Raw genomic sequence first — 18,653 nt, forward strand, 5'->3', positions numbered from 1 at the left:
ACGGGCTCTTCACCAAAGCTACCTGGCGGCGCACAACCCCGCGAAGGCGGGCGAAGTGGTCAGGCAGTACGAAGAGTCCCTCTGCCGGGCCGGCTTCAGCCCAAAGGAAATCCGGGAAATCCTGGAAAGCTTCAATCCCCGGCATTGATCCGAGGCCAGTCCCGTTCGACCCCTTCGGCTCCCTCTCTGCCGCTTGGTCACCGTCAGCGGCGCCCTCCTCTTGTTGAAAATATAAGAAATTTATAAGGCGGCATGTGTTAAACGAACCAGTGCCGGCCGGTTCTGGCTCGACCTTCTGTCGGGGCGGAGGGCCAGCCTTCGCAGCGCGTTGCGGAGAGTTTTTGCAAAGGGAATGAGCATGAGTGATACCTGTGAATACCTCAAGCATTGCGGCTTCTTCCGCAAGTACGGCGAGCGCAGGAGCAACGTCTGGCGAGGATTGGTAAGCTTCTATTGCCAGGGAAGAGGATTCAGCCTCTGCGAAAGAAGAAGCAAATACCTGAACAACATCGACAGGATCAGCGACGACATCCTGCCTTCCGGGCAGGCGGTGTCCAAGGCGTTCCTGTCGCTCAACTGATGGCAAGAGGCACTCGTGGCGATGGAATTTTCCACGTCGGCAAGCCCGCCGGGGGCGCGCGATTGAAGATTTTCCGGCGAGAGGGGAGATGCCGATGCGGCGGATTGTGGTGATCGACGACTGCAGGCTGACTCTGGCCATTGCCAGGGACATCCTCGAGCAGGGGGGGTACGAAGTCTTTACCGCCGAGTCGGGGATCGACGCCAACAACATCATCTACGGAGCGGCGCGTCCGGATCTGATCCTGCTCGACGTGGAAATGCCGATGCTGCGCGGGGATCGCAAGGTGCAGTTGCTCAAGAAGTCGGAACGTTCCCGCGACATACCGGTCGTCCTCATCTCCAACCGGCCCGCGGCGGAACTGGCGGCGATTGCCCGCGCCTGCGGTGCCGATGGTTACCTCGTCAAACCGTTACGCAAGGATTCCCTTCTCGAACACCTTTCCCGGTTTGTTCCGTAAAGACCGCACGGATTCGATAATGCCAAGCCGCCAACCAGACGAGGCTGCGCCGCGAACCGCCCGCGAGGGGGACGAACTCGCCCTCTGCCGGGTCCGGCTGACCCATATCCAGCGCATCGCCGGTCTGGGCAGCTGGGAATGGCAGCCCGAGGCCGACACCCTCTGGTGGTCGGCCGAGGTCTTCCGGATTTTCGGCCAGGAGGAAGACCGCTGTGTGCCCTCCTGCGCCGCATTTTTCGCCGGCATTCATCCCGATGACCGCGAGGCCGTCGGTGCCGCCCTGAGAGGAGCACTGAAGCAGCGCCTCCCTCTGAACATCGAATTCCGCATCGTACGGCCCGACGGTCGCCTGTGCTTCGTCCATACCCAGGGGGAGTTGACCTCTTTCGGCGCCGGCCGGCCGACGGTCATGATCGGCACCCTCCAGGACGTCACCGAGCGCCGGGAGACGGAGAACCGCCTGCGTCTGCTCAAGGAAGCGGTCGAGTGCCTGCCGATCGGCATCACCATCACCGGCGTCGACGGCAAAATCCTCTATACCAATCCCGCTGAGGCGTCCATCCACGGCTATACGGTCGCTGAACTGCTGCACCGCGAAGCCGGCCAATTGGCCCCGCCCAGCCTGCAATCCCCCATGTCTCTGGAAAAAATCGAGAAGATCGGCCTGTGGCGGCGGGAAACGTTAAACGTCCGCAAGACCGGCGAGGTGTTTCCCGTGCAGCTCTCTTCGGTCGCCGTCCGCAACGCCGACGGCGACTTCCTGGGGATGATCACCGCCTGCGAGGACATCACCGAACGCAAGGCGAGCGAAGAGCGGATCGTCCAGCTGGCCTATCACGACACGCTCACCGGCCTGCCGAACCGCTGGATGTTCCAGGACCGCCTGAGCCAGGCGCTGGCCGCGGCGGGGCGCGACGGGCGACAGGTGGGGGTGATGTTTCTCGACCTCGACCACTTCAAGGACGTCAACGACACCCTCGGACACGAGTTCGGCGACAAGCTGCTGCGGGCGGTGGCCCAGCGGCTCGCCGCCTCGACCCGGGAGGCCGATACTCTGGCGCGGCTGGGCGGTGACGAATTCGTCGTCATCCTCACCCACCTGATGGATCAGCAAGGGGTGGCGGCGGCGGTCGAGAGAATCCAGGCGGGCTTCCGGAAGCCGTTTGAGCTGGAGGGGCGGCAAATCTACAGCGGCGCCAGCATCGGCATCGCCATCTATCCGAAGGACGGCAAGGATGTGGCCAGCCTGCTGCAGAGCGCTGACATGGCGATGTATCATGCCAAGGGGCTCGGGCGCCAGACCCATCACTTCTACTCCCGGGAGATGAACCAAAGCGTCCGCCGGAAAGTTGCCCTGGAAAACGGGCTGCGCCGGGCGCTGGAACGGGAGGAATTCCATCTCGTTTTTCAGCCCCAGTGGGATCTGCCCAGCGGAACCCTGATCGGCCTCGAGGCGCTGCTCCGCTGGGACAGCGCCGACTTCGGCCCGATCCCGCCGGCCAGCTTCATCCCTCTGGCCGAGAACTCCGGACTCATCTACCTTATCGGCGAATGGGTCCTGCGCAGTGCCTGTACCCAGGTGGCGGCCTGGCTGGCTGCCGGGCATGCCGTGCCGCGGGTGGCGGTGAACATTTCAGGGCACCAGTTCAAGCGTCCGGATTTTCTCGCTGTAGTGGATGCCATCCTCCGGGAAACGGGGACGCCGCCACAGCACCTGGAGCTCGAATTCACCGAGAGTGTCCTGATGGAAGAAGCCGGCCGCTCCGCCGACATCCTGCGGGCGCTCAAAGGCCGACGCATCCACCTGAGCATCGACGACTTCGGTACCGGGTACTCATCGCTGAGCTGTCTGCGGCATTTCCCCATCGACCGGATCAAAATCGACCGCTCCTTTGTCGCCGATCTGGCCGGCAACCCCGATGGTTCGTCGCTCGTCGAGGCGATCATCGCCATGGGTCGCAGCCTCGGGCTGAAGGTCATGGCGGAAGGGGTGGAAAACCGCGAGCAGTTCGAGTTCCTCACGCTGCGCGGCTGCGACGAGGCGCAAGGCTTCTTCTTCGCCAGGCCGCTGCCTGCCGAAGCGCTGACCGCAGCTCTGGTCGATGGCAGGTTGTCGCAGCCGGCCGGTGCCGCCGACGAAATGCCCGGAGGGGAGTCGGCAAACGGGGACTCAGCGAATTGCCGGCCGTGATGGCCGACCGGAAGGTCCGTTGAATTGCGTGGGGAAAAAAGGGAGATGCGGTCTCCCTTTTTTATTGGCGTTTTCCCTGCGCAGCTGCGTCTTCGGGGATACGGGGAATTTTGCCGAGAAACTCCCGCCAGGCGTCCCGCCAGGCTTTGCCATCGACGTAGAGCAGGTCGTTGTGGCCGGCGCCGGGGATGAGGCGTAACGTTTTCGGCTCGCTTGCCGCCGCGTACAGGCGGCGGGCCATGGCGGGCGGCACAATGGTATCCGCCTCGCCCTGGATGATCAGCAGGGGGGAGCGGAGCCTGCCGATTTTGGCCAGATTGTCGTAACGGGCGTCGAGCAGCCAGCCCAGCAGGAGATGCAGCAGGAGGTAATGATGCCGTCCCATGGCGGTGATGGAGGTGAAGGGGGCTTCCAGGACCAGGCCGGCGGGCGGATGCTCCAGGGCGAGCTGGACGGCGACGGCGGCGCCGAGGGATTCGCCGAAGTAGAGCAGCCGGGAGGGGGGCCAGCCGCGCTGCCGCAGCCAGGCGAGCGCCCCGCGGGCGTCGGCGTAGGTTCCTTCTTCGCTTGGCGTCCCCGCGCTCTGTCCGTATCCCCGGTAGTCGAAAATGAAGACGGACAGGCCGAGGCCGTGCAGCAGCTCCAGGCTTTCCAGGCGGTGTGAAATATTGCCGGCGTTGCCGTGGCAGAAGACGACCAGGGGGCGGCCAGCCGCCCCGGAGAGGTACCAGCCGTGCAGGGCGGTGCCGTCGGCGGCGGCGAAGCGCACCTCCTCGTAGTCGAGCCCCACCGCCGCCGGGGTGGCGACCAGTTGGCGGTCGGGAAAATAGATGTAGCGCTGCTCCAGGGCGCCCTCCGTCGTCGCCGGGGCGAACAGACCCGCCGCCAGAAACAGGGCGGGGGCCAGTTGACGGATCACTGTTCGTCGGCTCATGCTCTCCATTATAGCCGGTTCGCGGCGGGCGGGAGGCGGCGGAATCGCTTGCGCCGGCAGGAGGGGGAGAAGATAACCGGAACGGTGAAGAGCCCGGGCGCGGCCGCCGGCTCAGATCTGGATCTGCACCCCGAGTTCGATCACCCGGTTGGGCGGCAGGCCGAAGAAGTCGGTTGCCGAGCGGGCATTGCGCGACATGACCATGAAGAGCTTCTCCCGCCACAGGGCCATCCCCGGCTTCTCCGAAGGAATGAGGGTCTCGCGGCCGAGGAAGAAGGTCGTCTCCATCATGTTGAACTTCCAGCCGTCGAGCTCCACCCCGGCGAGGACCTCCGGCACGTTCGGCTCTTCCATGAAGCCGTAACGGATTACCATCTGGTACAGTCCCTCCCCGACCGGTTCGAGGGTAAAGCGCCGGGCGGCGGGGACGTGCGGAATCTCCTCGGTCAGGACCGAGAGGATGACAACCCGCTGGTGCAGCACCTTGTTGTGCTTGAGGTTGTGCAGCAGGGCCGAAGGGATGACCCGCAGGTTGCCGGACATGAAGACGGCGGTGCCGGGAACGCGGTGGGGCGGGGAGAGCTGGATGCTGGCGCGAAAGTCGTCCAGGGGAAAGGCGCCGGCCTGCAGTTGGGTGTACAGGATGCGGCGGCCCCGCTTCCAGGTCGACATGAGGGTGAAGATCACCGTCGCCACCAGGACCGGGAACCAGCCGCCGTGGGCGATCTTGGCGACGTTGGCGCCGAAGAAGGCCAGGTCGAAAAGCAGGAAGCCGCTGCAGAGCAGCATCGCCAGCGGCAGGCTCCAGCGCCAGCGGTCACGGGTGACGAAGAAGAAGAGGCAGGTGGTCACCACCATGGTCGTGGTCACCGCGATGCCGTAGGCTGCTGCCAGATTGCTGGAGGAGCGGAAGCCGACCACCAGGCCGATGCAGCAGACCATCAGCAGCCAGTTGATCGCCGGCAGGTAGATCTGCCCTCGCTCCCGGGCCGAGGTGTGCTCGATGTCGAGCCGCGGGCTGAAGCCGAGCTGAATCGCCTGCATGGAGAGGGAGAAGGCGCCGGAAATGAGTGCCTGCGAGGCGATGACCGTGGCGGCGGTAGCCAGAACCACCAGCGGGATGAGCGCCCAGGATGGAGCCATCATATAGAAGGGGTTCTGCGCCGCCTCCGGGCGGGCGAGGAGCAGCGCCCCCTGGCCGAAATAGTTGAGCAGCAGCGCCGGCAGCACCAGCGCGAACCAGGCGAGGCGGATCGGCCGGGTCCCGAAGTGCCCCATGTCGGCGTAGAGGGCCTCCCCACCCGTCACCACCAGGAAAACCGACCCCAGCACTAGAAAGCCGGCCCAGCCGTTGTCGAGAAAGAACGCAAGGGCGTGGTGGGGGCTCACCGCTGTCAAGACGATCGGGTGATGCACGATCTGGGTGACGCCGAGCAGAGCCAGCACCGCGAACCAGACCAGGGTGACCGGCCCGAAGACCGCCCCGACCCCTCCCGTCCCCCGGTGCTGGCAGAGGAAGAGGGCGATCAGGATGACGACGGTGAGAGGGATGACGTAGGGGGCAAACACCGGGGTGACGATTTCCAGCCCCTCGACGGCGGAGAGCACCGAGATCGCCGGCGTGATCATGCCGTCGCCGTAGAGGAGCGCCGCCCCGAAAAGCCCCATGAGGATCAGCATCAGCCGTCCGCCCCGGGCTTCGGCCCGCGCCGGCGAGACCAGGGCGGTCAGGGCCAGAATCCCCCCCTCTCCCTGGTTGTCGGCCAGCAGGATGAAGACCAGGTATTTTATCGAGATCACCAGGATGAGGGACCAGAAGATCAGCGAGAGGACGCCGAGAATGTTCCCGGGAGTGGGGGGAAGGGCGTGCGGGCCGTGGAAGCACTCCCGGATGGCGTAGAGGGGGCTGGTGCCGATGTCGCCATAGACCACACCCAGAGCCGTCAGGGAGAGGACGAGCAGGTAGCGGCCCTGCGGTTTCGGTTTATTCGTATCGTTCATTGGTTCACTTCGCCTGGCCTCCGCCCGGCCCGGCAGCGGAGTAAATGAATGAGGAAATGTCCCGGAATGAAATTTCCGGGCCAGATACTAAGCCCTTGATTTCGAAGAGTCAACCGCTGTTGAGGGGGAGGTCGAGCCTGAGCCGGTACCCGACGCCCGGCTCGTTCAGGAAGAAGCGGGGCCGGGCCGGGTCCGCTTCGAGCTTGTGCCGCAACTGTGCCATGTAGACGCGCAGGTACTGGGTCTGGTTCATGTGCGGCGGCCCCCAGACCTCCTTCAGGAGCTGGCTGTGGGTGACCACCTTCCCGGCGTTGCGGATGAGCACGCTCAGCAGGCGATATTCGATGGGGGTCAGGTGCACCTCCCGGTCGCCGAGGAAGACCTGGCGGCGCGCCAGGTCGACCCGCAGGTCGTCGAGGATGAAGAGCGGCTCGATCCGCCCTGACTGCTGCATGGTGCGGTGGCGCAGGGCGACCCGGATGCGGGCCAGCAGTTCTCCGGCGCCGAAGGGCTTGGTCAGGTAGTCGTCGGCGCCAGCATCGAGCGCCCTGACCTTGTCCCGCTCCTGCTCCCGGGCGGAGAGGACAATGATCGGCACCGCGCTCCACTCCCGCAGCCGCCGGGTCACCTCCAGGCCGTCGAGGTCCGGCAGCCCGAGATCGAGAAGAATCACGTCCGGGCTGCGGGTGGCGGCCAGGGCGAGACCTTCTTCCCCGGCGGCCGCCTCGAGCAGCCGGTAGCGGTAACTCTGCAGGGTCACCCGGAGAAAGCGACGCATCTGTGGTTCATCCTCGATCAGCAGAATCAATTCGCCATCCTGTGCCATACGCCGCCCTCCTTCAGGCCTCTTCCGGTTCCGGCAGTTGCGGCTGCCCCTCCAGCGGGAGCGTGAAGCGGAACACCGCGCCGCCCCCCGGGCGGTTTTCGGCCCAGATGCGGCCGCCGTGGGCAGCGACGATGGCCCGGCAGATCGTCAGCCCCAGCCCGACTCCGCTGCTGCCGCCGTGGCTGCGGACAAACTTGTCGAAGATCCGCTCCTCCTCCCCCGAAGGGATGCCCGGGCCCCGGTCGGCCAATTCCACCAGCAGCACCTTTTCCCGGACCGAGGCGGCCAGCTCCAGCGGTGTCTCCGGCGGCGTATAGCGAACCGCATTCTCCAGCAGGTTGGTCAGCACCTGCTCGATCAAAAGCGGGTCGAAGGGGACGAGCGGCAGATCCTCCGGCAATCCTGTCGTCAGCGGGTGGCTGCGGAGCCTGTCGGCCAGTCGGTTCAGCACTACGCCGACAATTTCCTCCAGAGACTGCCACTCCTTTTTCACGATGATCGCCCCGGATTCCAGGCGGGTCATGTCGAGCACGTTGCGGATGATCCGGCCCAGGTGCTCCGCCTCTTCGCAGACCGTCTGGAGGAGCTCGCGGCGCCCCGGCGGGTCGAGGGTGGCGTCGTGGTGCAGCAGGGTGGTGGCGGCGCCGGTGATGGCCGCCAGCGGCGTGCGCAGGTCATGGGAGACGGAACTGAGCAGGGTGCTGCGCAGGGCCTCGGTCTCGGCCTTGAGCAGGGCTCGCTGCGCCTCCTCGGCGAGGGAGGCCCGCTCCATGGCCATGGCGGTCTGGTTGGCGAAGCTCTCCAGGACGTGGATCTGCTCCGGGGCAAAGAGCCCGGCGGCTGGCCCGGGGAGGATGCCGACCACCGCGACCGTCTTGGCGGCGGCGACCAGGGGAAGATAGAGCGCTTTGGCGCCGGAAAGGGTATCGGTTCCCAGCCCCGCCCGCTGCCGGTGATCGAAGGCCCACTGGGCGACGCTCAGCTCCCGCTGATCGAGGGCGTAGGTGTGGCGGCCGGTGGCCGCCGCCGCCAGACTCCCCCGCTCGTCGGGGACGAGCACCACGGCCTGGCAGGAGAAAACCTCGCTGATGTGCCGGACGGCGATGGTGCTCAGCCGCTCCCGGCCCTCCTCGTGGGCCAGTTCCCGGCTCAGGTGGTAGAGGGCGGCGGTGCGCCGCTCCCGCAGCCGCGCGGCTTCCGCCTGTTCCCGCACCCGCAGCGTCAGCCGGCTGATGACATAGGCGACGAAGAACATGACGACGAAGGTGAAAAGGTATCCCACGTCGCTGACCGCAAACGTATGGTAGGGTGGAACGAAGAAGAAATCGAAGGCGGCCACACTCAGCAGCGTGGCGAGCAGGGTCGGGCCCCGACCGGCGCGGCTGGCGGTGAGGACGATGCCGAGCAGGAATACCATGGACAGGTCGACCAGGGAGAAATGCCGGAACATCAGGGTGGCGACGGCCGTGCTGGCGGCGACGGCGGCGACGCTCAACAGCCACTCCCGCCGGTGTGCCGGGCGCCGCCCAGGCCTGGCGGCGGGGCGCGGCGCCGCCTCTTCGCTTTCGCCGGTGATGACGTAGACGTCGATGTCGCCGCTGCCCCGGACCACCTCGTCGAGGACCGAGCCGAAGAGCCGGTCCTTCCAGCGGGGATGGGTCGGCTTGCCGATGATGATCTTGGTGACGTTGCGCGACCGGGCGTAGCGCAGGATCTCCTCGCTCGCCCGGTGCCCGGAAAGGGTGACCGTCTCGGCGCCCAGGCTCTCGGCCAGGCGCATGTGTTCGGCGAGCTGCTGCAGGTCCCGTTCCGAGGGCCGCACCTTGGCGGGCCCTTCGACGGTGACGGCGAGCCAGTCGGCGCGCAGCCCCGCGGCCATGCGCTTGGCGGCGCGGATCAGGCGGATCGAGCGGGGGTTGGCGCCGACGCAGACCAGGATCCGTTCGGCGGCCGGCCATACCTCGCGCACCCCCTTGCCGGTTCGGTAGCTCAGCATCTGTGCGTCGACCCGTTCGGCGGTGCGGCGCAGGGCCAGCTCCCGCAGCGCCAGCAGGTTGCCGGTACGGAAGAAGTTCTCCCGCGCCCGCGCCGCCAGCTCCGCCACGTAGACCTTCCCCTCCTTGAGCCGCTGGAGGAGTTCGTCGGGGGGAAGATCGACCAGTTCGATCTCGTCGGCCCGGTCGAGGACCGAGTCGGGGAGGGTTTCGCGGACGACGACGCCGGTGATCTGGGCGACCACGTCGCCCAGGCTCTCCAGGTGCTGGACGTTGAGCGTGGTGTAGACGTCAATGCCGGCCGCGAGCAGCTCGAAGACGTCCTGCCAGCGCTTCTTGTGGCGGCAGCCGGGGGCGTTGGTGTGGGCCAGTTCGTCCACCAGGGCAATCTGCGGCTTGCGGGCGAGGACCGCATCGAGGTCCAGCTCCGGAAGCCGCACCCCCCGGTGCTCGATCTGCGCCCTGGGGATGATCTCCAGGCCGGCCAGGAGGGAATCGGTCTCGAAGCGGCCGTGGGTCTCCACGTACCCCGCCGCCACGTCGCGACCGTCCAGTCGCTGCCGCCAGGCCGCCTCCAGCATGGCATAGGTCTTCCCGACCCCGGGGGCGGCGCCGAAGAAGACCTTCAGGTGCCCCTGGCGCTTGCGCTCTTCCTCCCGCTGCGCCTCTTTCAGCAGCAGGTCGGGATCAGGACGACGCTCTTCCATGTACCAGCTCCTTCGGACTGAAACCGGCGCCTGACCGCCGGATCTCCTCAAAGTTTAACAACTTCAGCGCATCTCATCCAACGCCAGGTTCAGGCGCAGGACGTTGACCCGCCGTTCGCCGAGGATGCCGAAGGCTCTTTCCTCGGTGTGGGTGGCAACGAGGGCGCGAACGCCGGCTGCATCGAGCCCCCGGACTCTAGCCACCCGCTCCGCCTGGTAATCGGCGGCGGCCGGGGAGATGTGCGGGTCGAGCCCGCTCGCCGAGGCGGTGACCAGATCGAGCGGAATCGGTTGCGTGTTCTCCGGGTCGGCGGCGCGCAGGCAGGCGATCCGCGCCTGCACCCGCTCGCGCAGGACCGGGTTCCCCGGCCCCAGGTTGGAGCCGGAAGAGGCGGCGGCGTTGTGCGGGAAGGGAGTGGTGGCCGACGGCCGTCCCCAGAAGTAGCGAGGCTCGTCGAAGGGCTGGCCGATCTGGGCGGAGCCCGCGGGTCTGTCCTCCCGGGGGATGAGGCTGCCGTTGGCCTGTCTGGGAAAAAACAGCTGAGCGACGGCGGTGACAACGGCGGGATAGATGCCGCCGCAGAGAAGGGTGAAGACGACGAGCATCAGGATGGCCGGTTTCAGGTCTTTTATGATGGTTCTCCGTTTATTGTCTGACTCGTCGGAACGGTCGGACCGGTCCGACGCGATTAAACAAACCATCCCAGCAGCAGGTCGATCCCCTTGATGCCGACGAACGGGACGATCAGCCCGCCGAGCCCGTAGATGAGCAGGTTGTTGCGCAGCAGGGTCGCCGCACCGACCGAACGGTACTTCACCCCGCGCAGGGCGAGGGGAATGAGAGCGACGATGATCAGGGCGTTGAAGATCACCGCCGAGAGGATGGCGCTGCGCGGCGTGGCCAGGCCCATAACGTTGAGCGCTGCCAGTTGCGGGTAGGTGCCGACGAAAGCGGCCGGCAGGATGGCGAAGTACTTGGCCACGTCGTTGGCGATGCTGAAGGTGGTGAGGGTCCCGCGGGTCATGAGGAGCTGCTTGCCGATCTCGACGACCTCGATGAGCTTGGTCGGATTGGAGTCGAGGTCGACCATGTTCCCCGCCTCCTTGGCCGCCTGGGTGCCGCTGTTCATCGCCACCGCCACGTCGGCCTGGGCCAGGGCCGGCGCGTCGTTGGTGCCGTCGCCGGTCATGGCGACGAGCCGCCCGCCCGCCTGGTGGTCGCGGATGAGCGTAAGCTTCGCCTCCGGAGTCGCCTCGGCGAGGAAGTCATCCACCCCCGCTTCGGCGGCGACCGCCGCCGCGGTCAGGGGGTTGTCGCCGGTGATCATGACCGTCCGAATCCCCATTCGGCGCAGCTCCGCGAAGCGTTCGCGAATCCCTCCCTTGACGATGTCGTTGAGGCGGATGACGCCGAGCACCTGCCGTCCTTCGGCGACGACCAGCGGCGTTGCCCCCTCCCGGGCCACCTCCTCGACGATCGTCTTCGCCTCCGGCGGAAAGCTTCCCCCGTTGCCGGTTACGTACGCCGCCACGGCATCGGCCGCCCCCTTGCGGATCTGCCGGCCATCGAGGTCGACCCCGCTCATCCGGGTCTGCGCCGAGAAGGGGACGAACCGCGCATCGAGGGCGTGGCTGTCGCGCTCCTGCAGGCCGTGCTGCTCCCTGGCCAGCACCACGATGCTCCGCCCTTCCGGGGTCTCATCGGCCAGCGAGGCGAGCCGGGCGGCATCGGCCAGGCGTTTGGCGTCGCTGCCGCCGACGGGGATGAAGGCGGTCGCCTGACGATTGCCGAGGGTAATGGTGCCGGTCTTGTCGAGCAGCAGCACGTCGACGTCGCCGGCCGCCTCCACCGCGCGGCCCGACATGGCGATGACGTTGGCCTGGATCATCCGGTCCATGCCGGCGATGCCGATGGCGGAGAGCAGCCCGCCGATGGTGGTCGGGATGAGGCAGACCAGCAGGGCGATAAGGACCGTCAGCGTGACCGGGCTCCCCTGTCCGGCCGCCTGGACGCTGAAGAGGGAGAAGGGGAGCAGGGTCACTGTCGCCAGCAGGAAGATGATGGTGAGGCCGGCCAGCAGGATGTCGAGAGCGATCTCGTTGGGGGTCTTCTGCCGCCTGGCTCCTTCCACCATGGCGATCATCCGGTCGAGGAAGGCCTCTCCCGGATCGGCGGTGATCCGCACCACCAGCCAGTCGGAAAGGACCAGGGTGCCGCCGGTGACGGCGCTGCGGTCGCCGCCGCTCTCCCGGATGACCGGGGCGCTCTCGCCGGTGACGGCGGCCTCGTTCACCGAGGCGACCCCGACCACCACCTCGCCGTCGCCGGGGATGATGTCGCCGGCCTCCACCAGGACGAAGTCCCCTTTCTTCAGTTGCGACGAAGGCACGGCGGTCGTTTCGGCGCCCCGCTCGGGCCGGGAGAGACGCTTGGCGGTCACGTCCTGACGCGAGCCGCGCAGGGCGTCGGCCTGTGCCTTCCCCCTCCCTTCGGCCAGGGACTCGGCGAAGTTGGCGAACAGCACGGTGAACCAGAGCCAGAGGGAAACGGCCAGGATGAACCCCGGCGGCTCCTCCCCGCGGGCGAAGAGGGAATGGAGGAAGAGGCAGGTGGTCAGGAGGCTCCCCACCTCGACCACGAACATAACCGGCTTGCGGATCTGGTGGCGCGGGTCGAGCTTCACCAGGGCGTCGACGAGGGCCCGGTGGACGATGTGGGGTTCGAACAGCGGGCTCGGCGTGTATCTTTTACGCATGGCTTGCTCCTCTGCTCATCGTTGCCCGGCCGCGAGCATCTGCTCGGCGATCGGTCCGAGCGCCAGGGCGGGGAGGAAGGTGAGCGCCCCCACCAGCACGATCACCCCCACCAGGAGCAGCACGAACAGGGGAGTGTGGGTCGGCAGGGTCCCGGCGCCCGCCGGCACCTGCTTCTTGGCGGCCAGGGAGCCGGCGATTGCCAGCACCGGCAGCATGACCCAGAACCGGCCGAACAGCATGGCCAGGCCGAGGAGAGTGTTGTAGAAGGGGGTGTTGACCGAAAGGCCGGCAAAGGCGCTGCCGTTGTTGTTGCCGGCCGAAGAGAACGCGTAGAGGATCTCCGAGAAGCCGTGCGGGCCGGGGTTGGCGACTCCCGCTGTGCCCGACGACGTCACCACCGCGACGGCCGTCCCCACCAGGACCAGGGCCGCCGGGATGAGGATGACGAGCGCGGCCATCTTCATCTCGAACGCCTCAATCTTCTTCCCCAGGTACTCCGGCGTGCGCCCCACCATCAGCCCGGCGACGAAGACCGCGACGATGGCGAAGACGAGCATGCCGTAGAGGCCGGAGCCGACCCCGCCGAAGACAATCTCCCCCAACTGGATGAGCCACAGCGGGACCATCCCCCCCAACGGAGTGAAGGAGTCGTGCATGGCGTTCACCGAACCGTTGGAGGCGGCGGTGGTGGCGGCGGCCCAGAGGGCGGAGTTGGCGACGCCGAAGCGGACCTCCTTCCCCTCCAGGTTGCCGGCGCTCTGCTCGATGCCGAGGCGGGCGAAGTGAGGATTGGCCTGCGTCTCGCAGAAGTAGCAGATCAGCAGAAGCGGGACGAAGATCAGGGCCATCGCCGCCAGCAGCGCCCACCCCTGGCGGGGGTCGCCGGCCATCCGGCCGAAGGTGTGGCAGAGGGCCGCCGGGATGAGGAGGATCGCCAGCAGCTCCAGGAAATTGGAGAGCGGCGTCGGGTTCTCGAAGGGGTGGGCCGAGTTGACGTTGAAGAAGCCGCCGCCGTTGGTGCCGAGCTGCTTGATGGCCACTTGGGAGGCGGCCGGCCCCATCGGGAGGGTCTGCACCGTAACGGTTCTTCCCTCGGCGTCTTGTGTCGTCTGGAGCAGAGGCACCTCCCGGTAGGGGCGGAAACTTTGCACCACCCCCTGGGAGACGAGCAGCAGCGCCAGCAGCAGCGAGAGGGGCAGGAGAATGTAGAGGACGGTGCGGGTGAGGTCGACCCAGAAGTTGCCGATGGTCTGCGCGCTGCGGCGCACGAAGCCGCGGATCAGGGCCACCAGCACCGCCATCCCTGCGGCCGCCGAGACGAAATTCTGCACCGCGAGGCCCGCCATCTGGACGAGGTAGCCCAGAGTCGTCTCGCCGCCGTACCCCTGCCAGTTGGTGTTGGTGCCGAAGCTGACCGCGGTGTTGAAGGCCGAATCGGGGGAGACAGCCGGAAAACCCTGCGGATTCAGGGGGAGCACTCCCTGCAGGCGTTGGAGGAGGTAGAGGAAGGCGATACCGGCGAAGCTGAAGAGGAGGGCCGCCCCCGCGTAGGCCTGCCAGGTCATCTCCTCGTCCTGCCGGACGCCGCAGACGCGGTAGACCAGCTTCTCGGCCGGGCCGAGCAGCCGGTCGATTCCGCAGGGAGCACCTTCATACACCCGCGCCATGAAGACGCCCAGCGGCTTGGCCAGCAGGCCGAGTACGGCCAGATACAGCCCGATTTGCGCAAGACCGCCGGTGGTCATGAAAAGAGCTCCGGCTTGAGAAGCGCGATCGCGAGATAGATTAGCAGGCCGAGCGCCACGCCCCCGCCGATCCAGTACCAGACCTCCATCGACCTGTCTCCTATAGCTGTTCTGCGAGCTTCAGCAGCAGCCAGGTGAGGGCGAAAAAGCCGACCAATGCGCCGAGATACAGGGCATCCATGAGTGAATCTCCGTGATTTGCAATAACAATAAAGGTAACAGGAAACGACGTAAATGCGGCATAAAGAGGGGGGGCGGCGGCGTAAAGATTTCGTTAAGACCGGCCAGAAAAATAACTGCTGCAAGGGAAGATCAAAGGAGCGGCATCGGCAGGTTTTGCAGGCGGTCGCGTTTGCCTCGGGTGAAAGAAAAAGCTTTGCCGGCGGCTACTTGCGCCAGAAGGAGGGGAAGAAGAGAACCAGGACGGTGAAGAGCTCGAGCCGGCCCATCAGCATGCAGAGGGTGAGCACGATCTTGCCGAAGGCCGAGACGTGGGCGAAATTGTCGACCGGGCCCAGGGTTCCGAGGCCGGGGCCGACGTTGCTCAGAGTGGCGATGACCGCCGCTCCGGCCGAGGTCAGGTCGAGGCCGGAGGCGGCCATCAGGAAGGAGGCGACGACGAAGATTCCCATGTAGAAGGCGAAGAAGCCGAGGATCGACTGCATCACCTCGCGGTCGACGGGGACGCCGCCAAGCTTCACCAGCCGCACCGCCCGGGGGTGGATGAGGCGGTAGAGCTGCACCTGGGCGTGCTTGAACAGCAGCAGCATGCGCGCCACCTTCATGCCGCCGCCGGTCGAGCCGGCGCAGCCGCCGACGAACATGAGGAAGACCAGCAGGTACTGGGCCAGCACCGGCCAGGTCTCGTAATCGGCGGTGGCGAAGCCGGTCGTGGTAAGGATGGAGACGACCTGGAAAGCACTGTAGCGCAGGTTGTCGAAGAACGAGCCGTAGATCGTCCCCTGGTTGAGCAGGACGATGAGCACCGTCGTCACGGCGGTGATGAAGAAATAGAAGCGGAATTCCTCGTTGCGCCAGAATTCCCTGGGGCGGCCGCGCAGAACCTGGTAATGCAGGGAGAAGTTGACCCCGGCGAGGAACATGAAGACAGTTACCACCCAGTCGATGTAGGCGCTGCCGTAGGCCCCGACCGAAGCGTTGCGGGTGGAGAAACCGCCCGTCGCCAGGGTGGCGAAGGCATGGCAGAGCGCCTCGTAGAGGTTCATCCCGCCTAGCATCAGCAACACTACCTCGGCAATGGTGAGCAGCACGTAGACCCCCCAGAGCAGCTTGGCGGTGTCCTGGATGCGCGGCTTGAGACGGTCGGCCGTCGGTCCCGGCACTTCGGCCTTGAACAGCTGCATGCCGCCGACCCCGAGCATCGGCAGGATGGCCAGCGACAGCACGATGATCCCCATCCCCCCCATCCAGTGGGTCAGCGCGCGCCAGAAAAGGATGCTCTCGGGCAATGACTCGATATTGGCGAGGATGGTCGAGCCGGTGGTGGTGAAGCCGCTCATCGTTTCGAAGATGGCATCGACGGGCGAGGGGATGGCGCCGCTGAAGAGGAAGGGAAGGGCGCCGAAGAGGGCGTAGAAGCCCCAGCCGAAGGTGACGATGGCGAAGCCTTCGCGCACCGACAGCTCGCGTTTGCTCTGGCATTTCTTGTACAGGGTCAGGCCGGCGACGAAGGAAATCAGGGCGGCGGCGAGAAAGGCGCCGGCCGCGCCGTCGGCGAAGTAGATCGAGAACGGAATGGGGGTCAGCAGGGCGGCGGCGAGAAAGAGGAGCAGGGCGCCGAGGATGCGCAGGGTGAGCAGGGCGTTCATCTATTCGAAGAACCTCTCGACCTTGGCCAGGGCGCCGGGCAGGGCGAAGACCACTACCCGGTCGCCTTCCTGAAGCTGGCTGTCGCCGGTGGGGATCTCGTAGGCGTCCCGATGGACGGTGGCGCCGATAATCGCGCCGGTCGGGAAATGCAGGTCCTTGAGGGGGATGCCGACGATGCCGCTCCCTTTGGGCACCAGGATTTCGAGAACCTCGGCGTTGCTCCCTTCGATGGTGGCCAGCGACAGGACCTCGCCGCGGCGCACGTACTTGAGGATGGCGCCGGCGGCGGCCAGGCGTGGCGAGATGCAGGCGTCGACCCCCAGGGTCGGGGCGAGGTTGAGCAGCTCTGGTTTGTTGACCACCGCCAGGGTGCGGCTGGCGCCGTGCTGCCGGCCGAGCAGGGCGCAGAGGATATTGGTTTCATCGTTGTCGGTAACGGCGATGAAGACATCGGCCGTCTCGATCCCCTCGTCCACCAGGACCTCGACGTCGGTCCCCTCGGCGTGGATCACCATCGTCCGCTCCAGCTTCGCCGCCAGTTTTTCGCAGCGCGCCTCGTCGTGGTCGATCAGCCGGACGTCGAAGCGCATTCGCTCCAGCTCCCGGGCGATGCGCAGGCCGATGCGGCCGCCGCCCAGAATGAAGGCGCGAGGCGTGTGCCTTTTCGTTTCCGTCTCCTCCAGCTTGAGCATGTACTGGATGGCCGGCAGATCTTTCTGGTGGGCGAAGACGAAGATGCTGTCGCCGGCCTGGATGACGTCGTCGCCGCGCGGGATGATGGTGCGTCCGCCGCGGGTGATGGCGGTCACCACGAAGCGGTACATGCCGCGGATATCCCCCAACTCCCGCAGGCTGAGGTCGCACAGCGGGCTCTCCTCGTCGATGCGGTAGCCGAGAAACTGGATCTGCCCCTCGACGAATTCGGCGACGTCGAAGGCGCCGGAGCGGCAGGCAATCTTGACAATCTCGTCGGCGACGGCGTCGTCCGGATTGATCAGCAGGTCGATGCCGAGCTTCTCCTTGGAGAGAACCCCGCCGCCGCCGCTGTACTCGATGCTCTTGACCCGCGCCACCCGGGTACGGACGCCGTACTCGCGGGCCAGCAGGCAGGCAAGGATGTTGACCTCATCGAGGTCGGTGACGGCGATGAAGATGTCGGTCCCCTTGATCCCCGCCTGTTCCAGGGTTTCGGCGCTGGCGCCGTTACCGGCGATGCCGAGGACGTTGAGACGGTCCTGGGCGCGGCGCAGGTTCTCCTGGCTGCGGTCGATGAGGGTGACCTCGTGGCCTTCCAGGGAGAGCCGCTCGCAGAGAAAGTAGCCGACCTGGCCGGCGCCGATGATGAGGATTTTCATGCCAGTGTCCGCCCTGCCGGATTTGTAGGGATGGCCGCCGCTGCGGCAACGTGCTGAAACATGCCACATTTCAGGCAATTATGCAAGTTGCAGGTGCATTTGGCACAGGGAGCGCTTGCTCACCGGGGCTCCCTTCGGGTACAATGCCCCCTCACCGCACATGGAGGCAGGATGTTCGACTGGCTGGAGGCGAGCGAGGAAGACCTGAAACGCGAGCGGGCCAAGGCCCGCGAGCTGCGGCAGAGCCAGTGGTGGAAGAACCGCATCGCCAAGGGGATCTGCCACTACTGCGAGGCGCAGGTGCCGCCGAAGGAGCTGACCCTCGACCATATCGTTCCGCTGGTGCGCGGCGGCAAGAGCAGCCGTGGCAACTGCGTGCCGGCCTGCAAGGAGTGCAACAGCAAGAAGCAGTCGCTCACCCCGGTGGAGTGGGCGGAGTACCTGGAGAAGCTGGGGAAAAGCCATCTTTAGATTCTCAGGTCCCCCTTTCATAAAGGGGGATGCAGGGGGATTTGGTTCGGTTGACCGAGAGAAATCCCCCCTCGCCCCCCTTTGCAAAGGGGGGAAACTACAACAAGTGTGATTGGAGGTCGCAAACCGCAATGAGCAACGAAGGGAACAAGATCATCTACACCATGATGCGGGTGTCGAAGTTCTACGACAAGAAGCCCGTGCTGAAGGACATCTCCCTCTCCTATTTCTACGGCGCCAAGATCGGCGTGCTCGGCCTCAACGGCAGCGGCAAGAGCTCGCTGCTGCGCATCCTGGCCGGCGTCGACAAGGAGTTCAACGGCCAGACCATCCTCTCCCCCGGCCACACCGTCGGCTACCTGGAGCAGGAGCCGCTGGTCGACTGCGAGAAGACGGTGCGCGAGGTGGTCGAGGAGGGGGTGCAGGAGACCGTCGACCTGCTGAAGGAATTCGAAGCGATCAACGCCGCCTTCGCCGACCCGGATGCCGACATGGAGAAGCTCTGCGACCGCCAGGCGGTGGTGCAGGAGAAGCTCGATCACCTCGATGCCTGGGACCTCGACGCCCGGCTGGAGATGGCAATGGACGCGCTGCGCTGTCCGCCCGGCGACACCCCCGTCAAGGTCCTCTCCGGCGGCGAGAAGCGCCGCGTCGCGCTCTGCCGGCTGCTGCTGCAGAAGCCCGACATCCTGCTCCTCGACGAGCCGACCAACCACCTCGACGCCGAGTCGGTCGCCTGGCTCGAGCGCTTCCTGAAGGACTATCCCGGCACCGTCGTCGCGGTGACGCACGATCGCTACTT

The 18,653-nt window shown here is 66.3% G+C and carries 15 protein-coding genes; 5 read left to right on the forward strand and 10 right to left on the reverse strand.

What is annotated here, in order from left to right; all coding sequences use genetic code 11:
* The first annotated feature begins 358 nt into the window (after window positions 1-358).
* The 3 genes from VD811_14000 (at window position 359) to VD811_14010 (ending at window position 3,231) form a co-directional block, all read left to right on the forward strand.
* Window positions 359-580: a hypothetical protein gene (locus tag VD811_14000; protein ID HXV22096.1), complete on the forward strand. Its 222-nt coding sequence runs from the start codon at window positions 359-361 to the stop codon at window positions 578-580.
* 94 nt (window positions 581-674) lie between these two features.
* Window positions 675-1,040, forward strand: a complete 366-nt coding sequence (locus VD811_14005; protein ID HXV22097.1) for a response regulator — start codon at window positions 675-677, stop codon at window positions 1,038-1,040.
* Window positions 1,041-1,059: 19 nt separating this feature from the next.
* The gene (locus VD811_14010) at window positions 1,060-3,231 is read left to right on the forward strand and encodes an EAL domain-containing protein (protein HXV22098.1); all 2,172 of its coding nucleotides are present in this window, start codon (window positions 1,060-1,062) and stop codon (window positions 3,229-3,231) included.
* 61 nt (window positions 3,232-3,292) lie between these two features.
* Here the strand turns inward: VD811_14010 and VD811_14015 are convergent, their stop codons facing one another.
* From VD811_14015 to trkA, 10 genes are all read right to left on the reverse strand, one after another.
* A complete protein-coding gene (locus VD811_14015; protein HXV22099.1) occupies window positions 3,293-4,165 on the reverse strand; it encodes an alpha/beta hydrolase in 873 nt (290 codons plus the stop codon).
* 111 nt (window positions 4,166-4,276) lie between these two features.
* A complete protein-coding gene (locus VD811_14020) occupies window positions 4,277-6,166 on the reverse strand; it encodes a potassium transporter Kup (GenBank protein HXV22100.1) in 1,890 nt (629 codons plus the stop codon).
* Window positions 6,167-6,275: 109 nt separating this feature from the next.
* Window positions 6,276-6,992 carry a response regulator gene (locus VD811_14025; GenBank protein HXV22101.1) on the reverse strand — a complete coding sequence of 239 codons (717 nt, stop codon included), beginning with the start codon at window positions 6,990-6,992 and terminating at the stop codon, window positions 6,276-6,278.
* A 13-nt stretch (window positions 6,993-7,005) separates the two neighbouring features.
* Window positions 7,006-9,693, reverse strand: a complete 2,688-nt coding sequence (locus tag VD811_14030; GenBank protein HXV22102.1) for a sensor histidine kinase KdpD — start codon at window positions 9,691-9,693, stop codon at window positions 7,006-7,008.
* A gap of 63 nt (window positions 9,694-9,756) precedes the next feature.
* A complete protein-coding gene (gene kdpC, locus VD811_14035; GenBank protein ID HXV22103.1) occupies window positions 9,757-10,395 on the reverse strand; it encodes a potassium-transporting ATPase subunit KdpC in 639 nt (212 codons plus the stop codon).
* The gene (gene kdpB / locus VD811_14040) at window positions 10,383-12,449 is read right to left on the reverse strand and encodes a potassium-transporting ATPase subunit KdpB (GenBank protein HXV22104.1); all 2,067 of its coding nucleotides are present in this window, start codon (window positions 12,447-12,449) and stop codon (window positions 10,383-10,385) included. The genes kdpC and kdpB overlap by 13 nt, the downstream gene beginning before the upstream one ends.
* Before the next feature lie 15 nt (window positions 12,450-12,464).
* Window positions 12,465-14,195 (reverse strand): potassium-transporting ATPase subunit KdpA, encoded by a 1,731-nt coding sequence (kdpA, locus tag VD811_14045; protein HXV22105.1) that lies wholly within the window; start codon window positions 14,193-14,195, stop codon window positions 12,465-12,467.
* Complete coding sequence (locus VD811_14050; GenBank protein ID HXV22106.1) at window positions 14,192-14,284, reverse strand: potassium-transporting ATPase subunit F; 93 nt, start codon at window positions 14,282-14,284, stop codon at window positions 14,192-14,194. The genes kdpA and VD811_14050 overlap by 4 nt, the downstream gene beginning before the upstream one ends.
* Before the next feature lie 297 nt (window positions 14,285-14,581).
* The gene (locus VD811_14055) at window positions 14,582-16,024 is read right to left on the reverse strand and encodes a TrkH family potassium uptake protein (protein ID HXV22107.1); all 1,443 of its coding nucleotides are present in this window, start codon (window positions 16,022-16,024) and stop codon (window positions 14,582-14,584) included.
* Entirely contained in the window at window positions 16,025-17,380 is a 1,356-nt protein-coding gene (gene trkA, locus VD811_14060; protein ID HXV22108.1) for a Trk system potassium transporter TrkA, read from the reverse strand.
* Window positions 17,381-17,551: 171 nt separating this feature from the next.
* Between trkA and VD811_14065 the strand changes: the two genes are divergently transcribed.
* A complete protein-coding gene (locus VD811_14065) occupies window positions 17,552-17,851 on the forward strand; it encodes an HNH endonuclease signature motif containing protein (protein ID HXV22109.1) in 300 nt (99 codons plus the stop codon).
* 131 nt (window positions 17,852-17,982) lie between these two features.
* A partial coding sequence (locus VD811_14070) for an ATP-binding cassette domain-containing protein (protein ID HXV22110.1) occupies window positions 17,983-18,653 on the forward strand: 671 nt, incomplete at its 3' end.

Source organism: Desulfuromonadales bacterium (assembly GCA_035620395.1).
Taxonomy (GTDB): domain Bacteria; phylum Desulfobacterota; class Desulfuromonadia; order Desulfuromonadales; family DASPGW01; genus DASPGW01.

Coding starts and splice junctions, on each gene's coding strand:
- VD811_14000 (HXV22096.1), top strand. CDS start 359: ATGAGTGATACCTGTGAATACCTCAAGCATTGCGGCTTCTTCCGCAAG.
- VD811_14005 (HXV22097.1), top strand. CDS start 675: ATGCGGCGGATTGTGGTGATCGACGACTGCAGGCTGACTCTGGCCATT.
- VD811_14010 (HXV22098.1), top strand. CDS start 1,060: ATGCCAAGCCGCCAACCAGACGAGGCTGCGCCGCGAACCGCCCGCGAG.
- VD811_14015 (HXV22099.1), bottom strand. CDS start 4,165: ATGAGCCGACGAACAGTGATCCGTCAACTGGCCCCCGCCCTGTTTCTG.
- VD811_14020 (HXV22100.1), bottom strand. CDS start 6,166: ATGAACGATACGAATAAACCGAAACCGCAGGGCCGCTACCTGCTCGTC.
- VD811_14025 (HXV22101.1), bottom strand. CDS start 6,992: ATGGCACAGGATGGCGAATTGATTCTGCTGATCGAGGATGAACCACAG.
- VD811_14030 (HXV22102.1), bottom strand. CDS start 9,693: ATGGAAGAGCGTCGTCCTGATCCCGACCTGCTGCTGAAAGAGGCGCAG.
- kdpC (HXV22103.1), bottom strand. CDS start 10,395: ATGGTTTGTTTAATCGCGTCGGACCGGTCCGACCGTTCCGACGAGTCA.
- kdpB (HXV22104.1), bottom strand. CDS start 12,449: ATGCGTAAAAGATACACGCCGAGCCCGCTGTTCGAACCCCACATCGTC.
- kdpA (HXV22105.1), bottom strand. CDS start 14,195: ATGACCACCGGCGGTCTTGCGCAAATCGGGCTGTATCTGGCCGTACTC.
- VD811_14050 (HXV22106.1), bottom strand. CDS start 14,284: ATGGAGGTCTGGTACTGGATCGGCGGGGGCGTGGCGCTCGGCCTGCTA.
- VD811_14055 (HXV22107.1), bottom strand. CDS start 16,024: ATGAACGCCCTGCTCACCCTGCGCATCCTCGGCGCCCTGCTCCTCTTT.
- trkA (HXV22108.1), bottom strand. CDS start 17,380: ATGAAAATCCTCATCATCGGCGCCGGCCAGGTCGGCTACTTTCTCTGC.
- VD811_14065 (HXV22109.1), top strand. CDS start 17,552: ATGTTCGACTGGCTGGAGGCGAGCGAGGAAGACCTGAAACGCGAGCGG.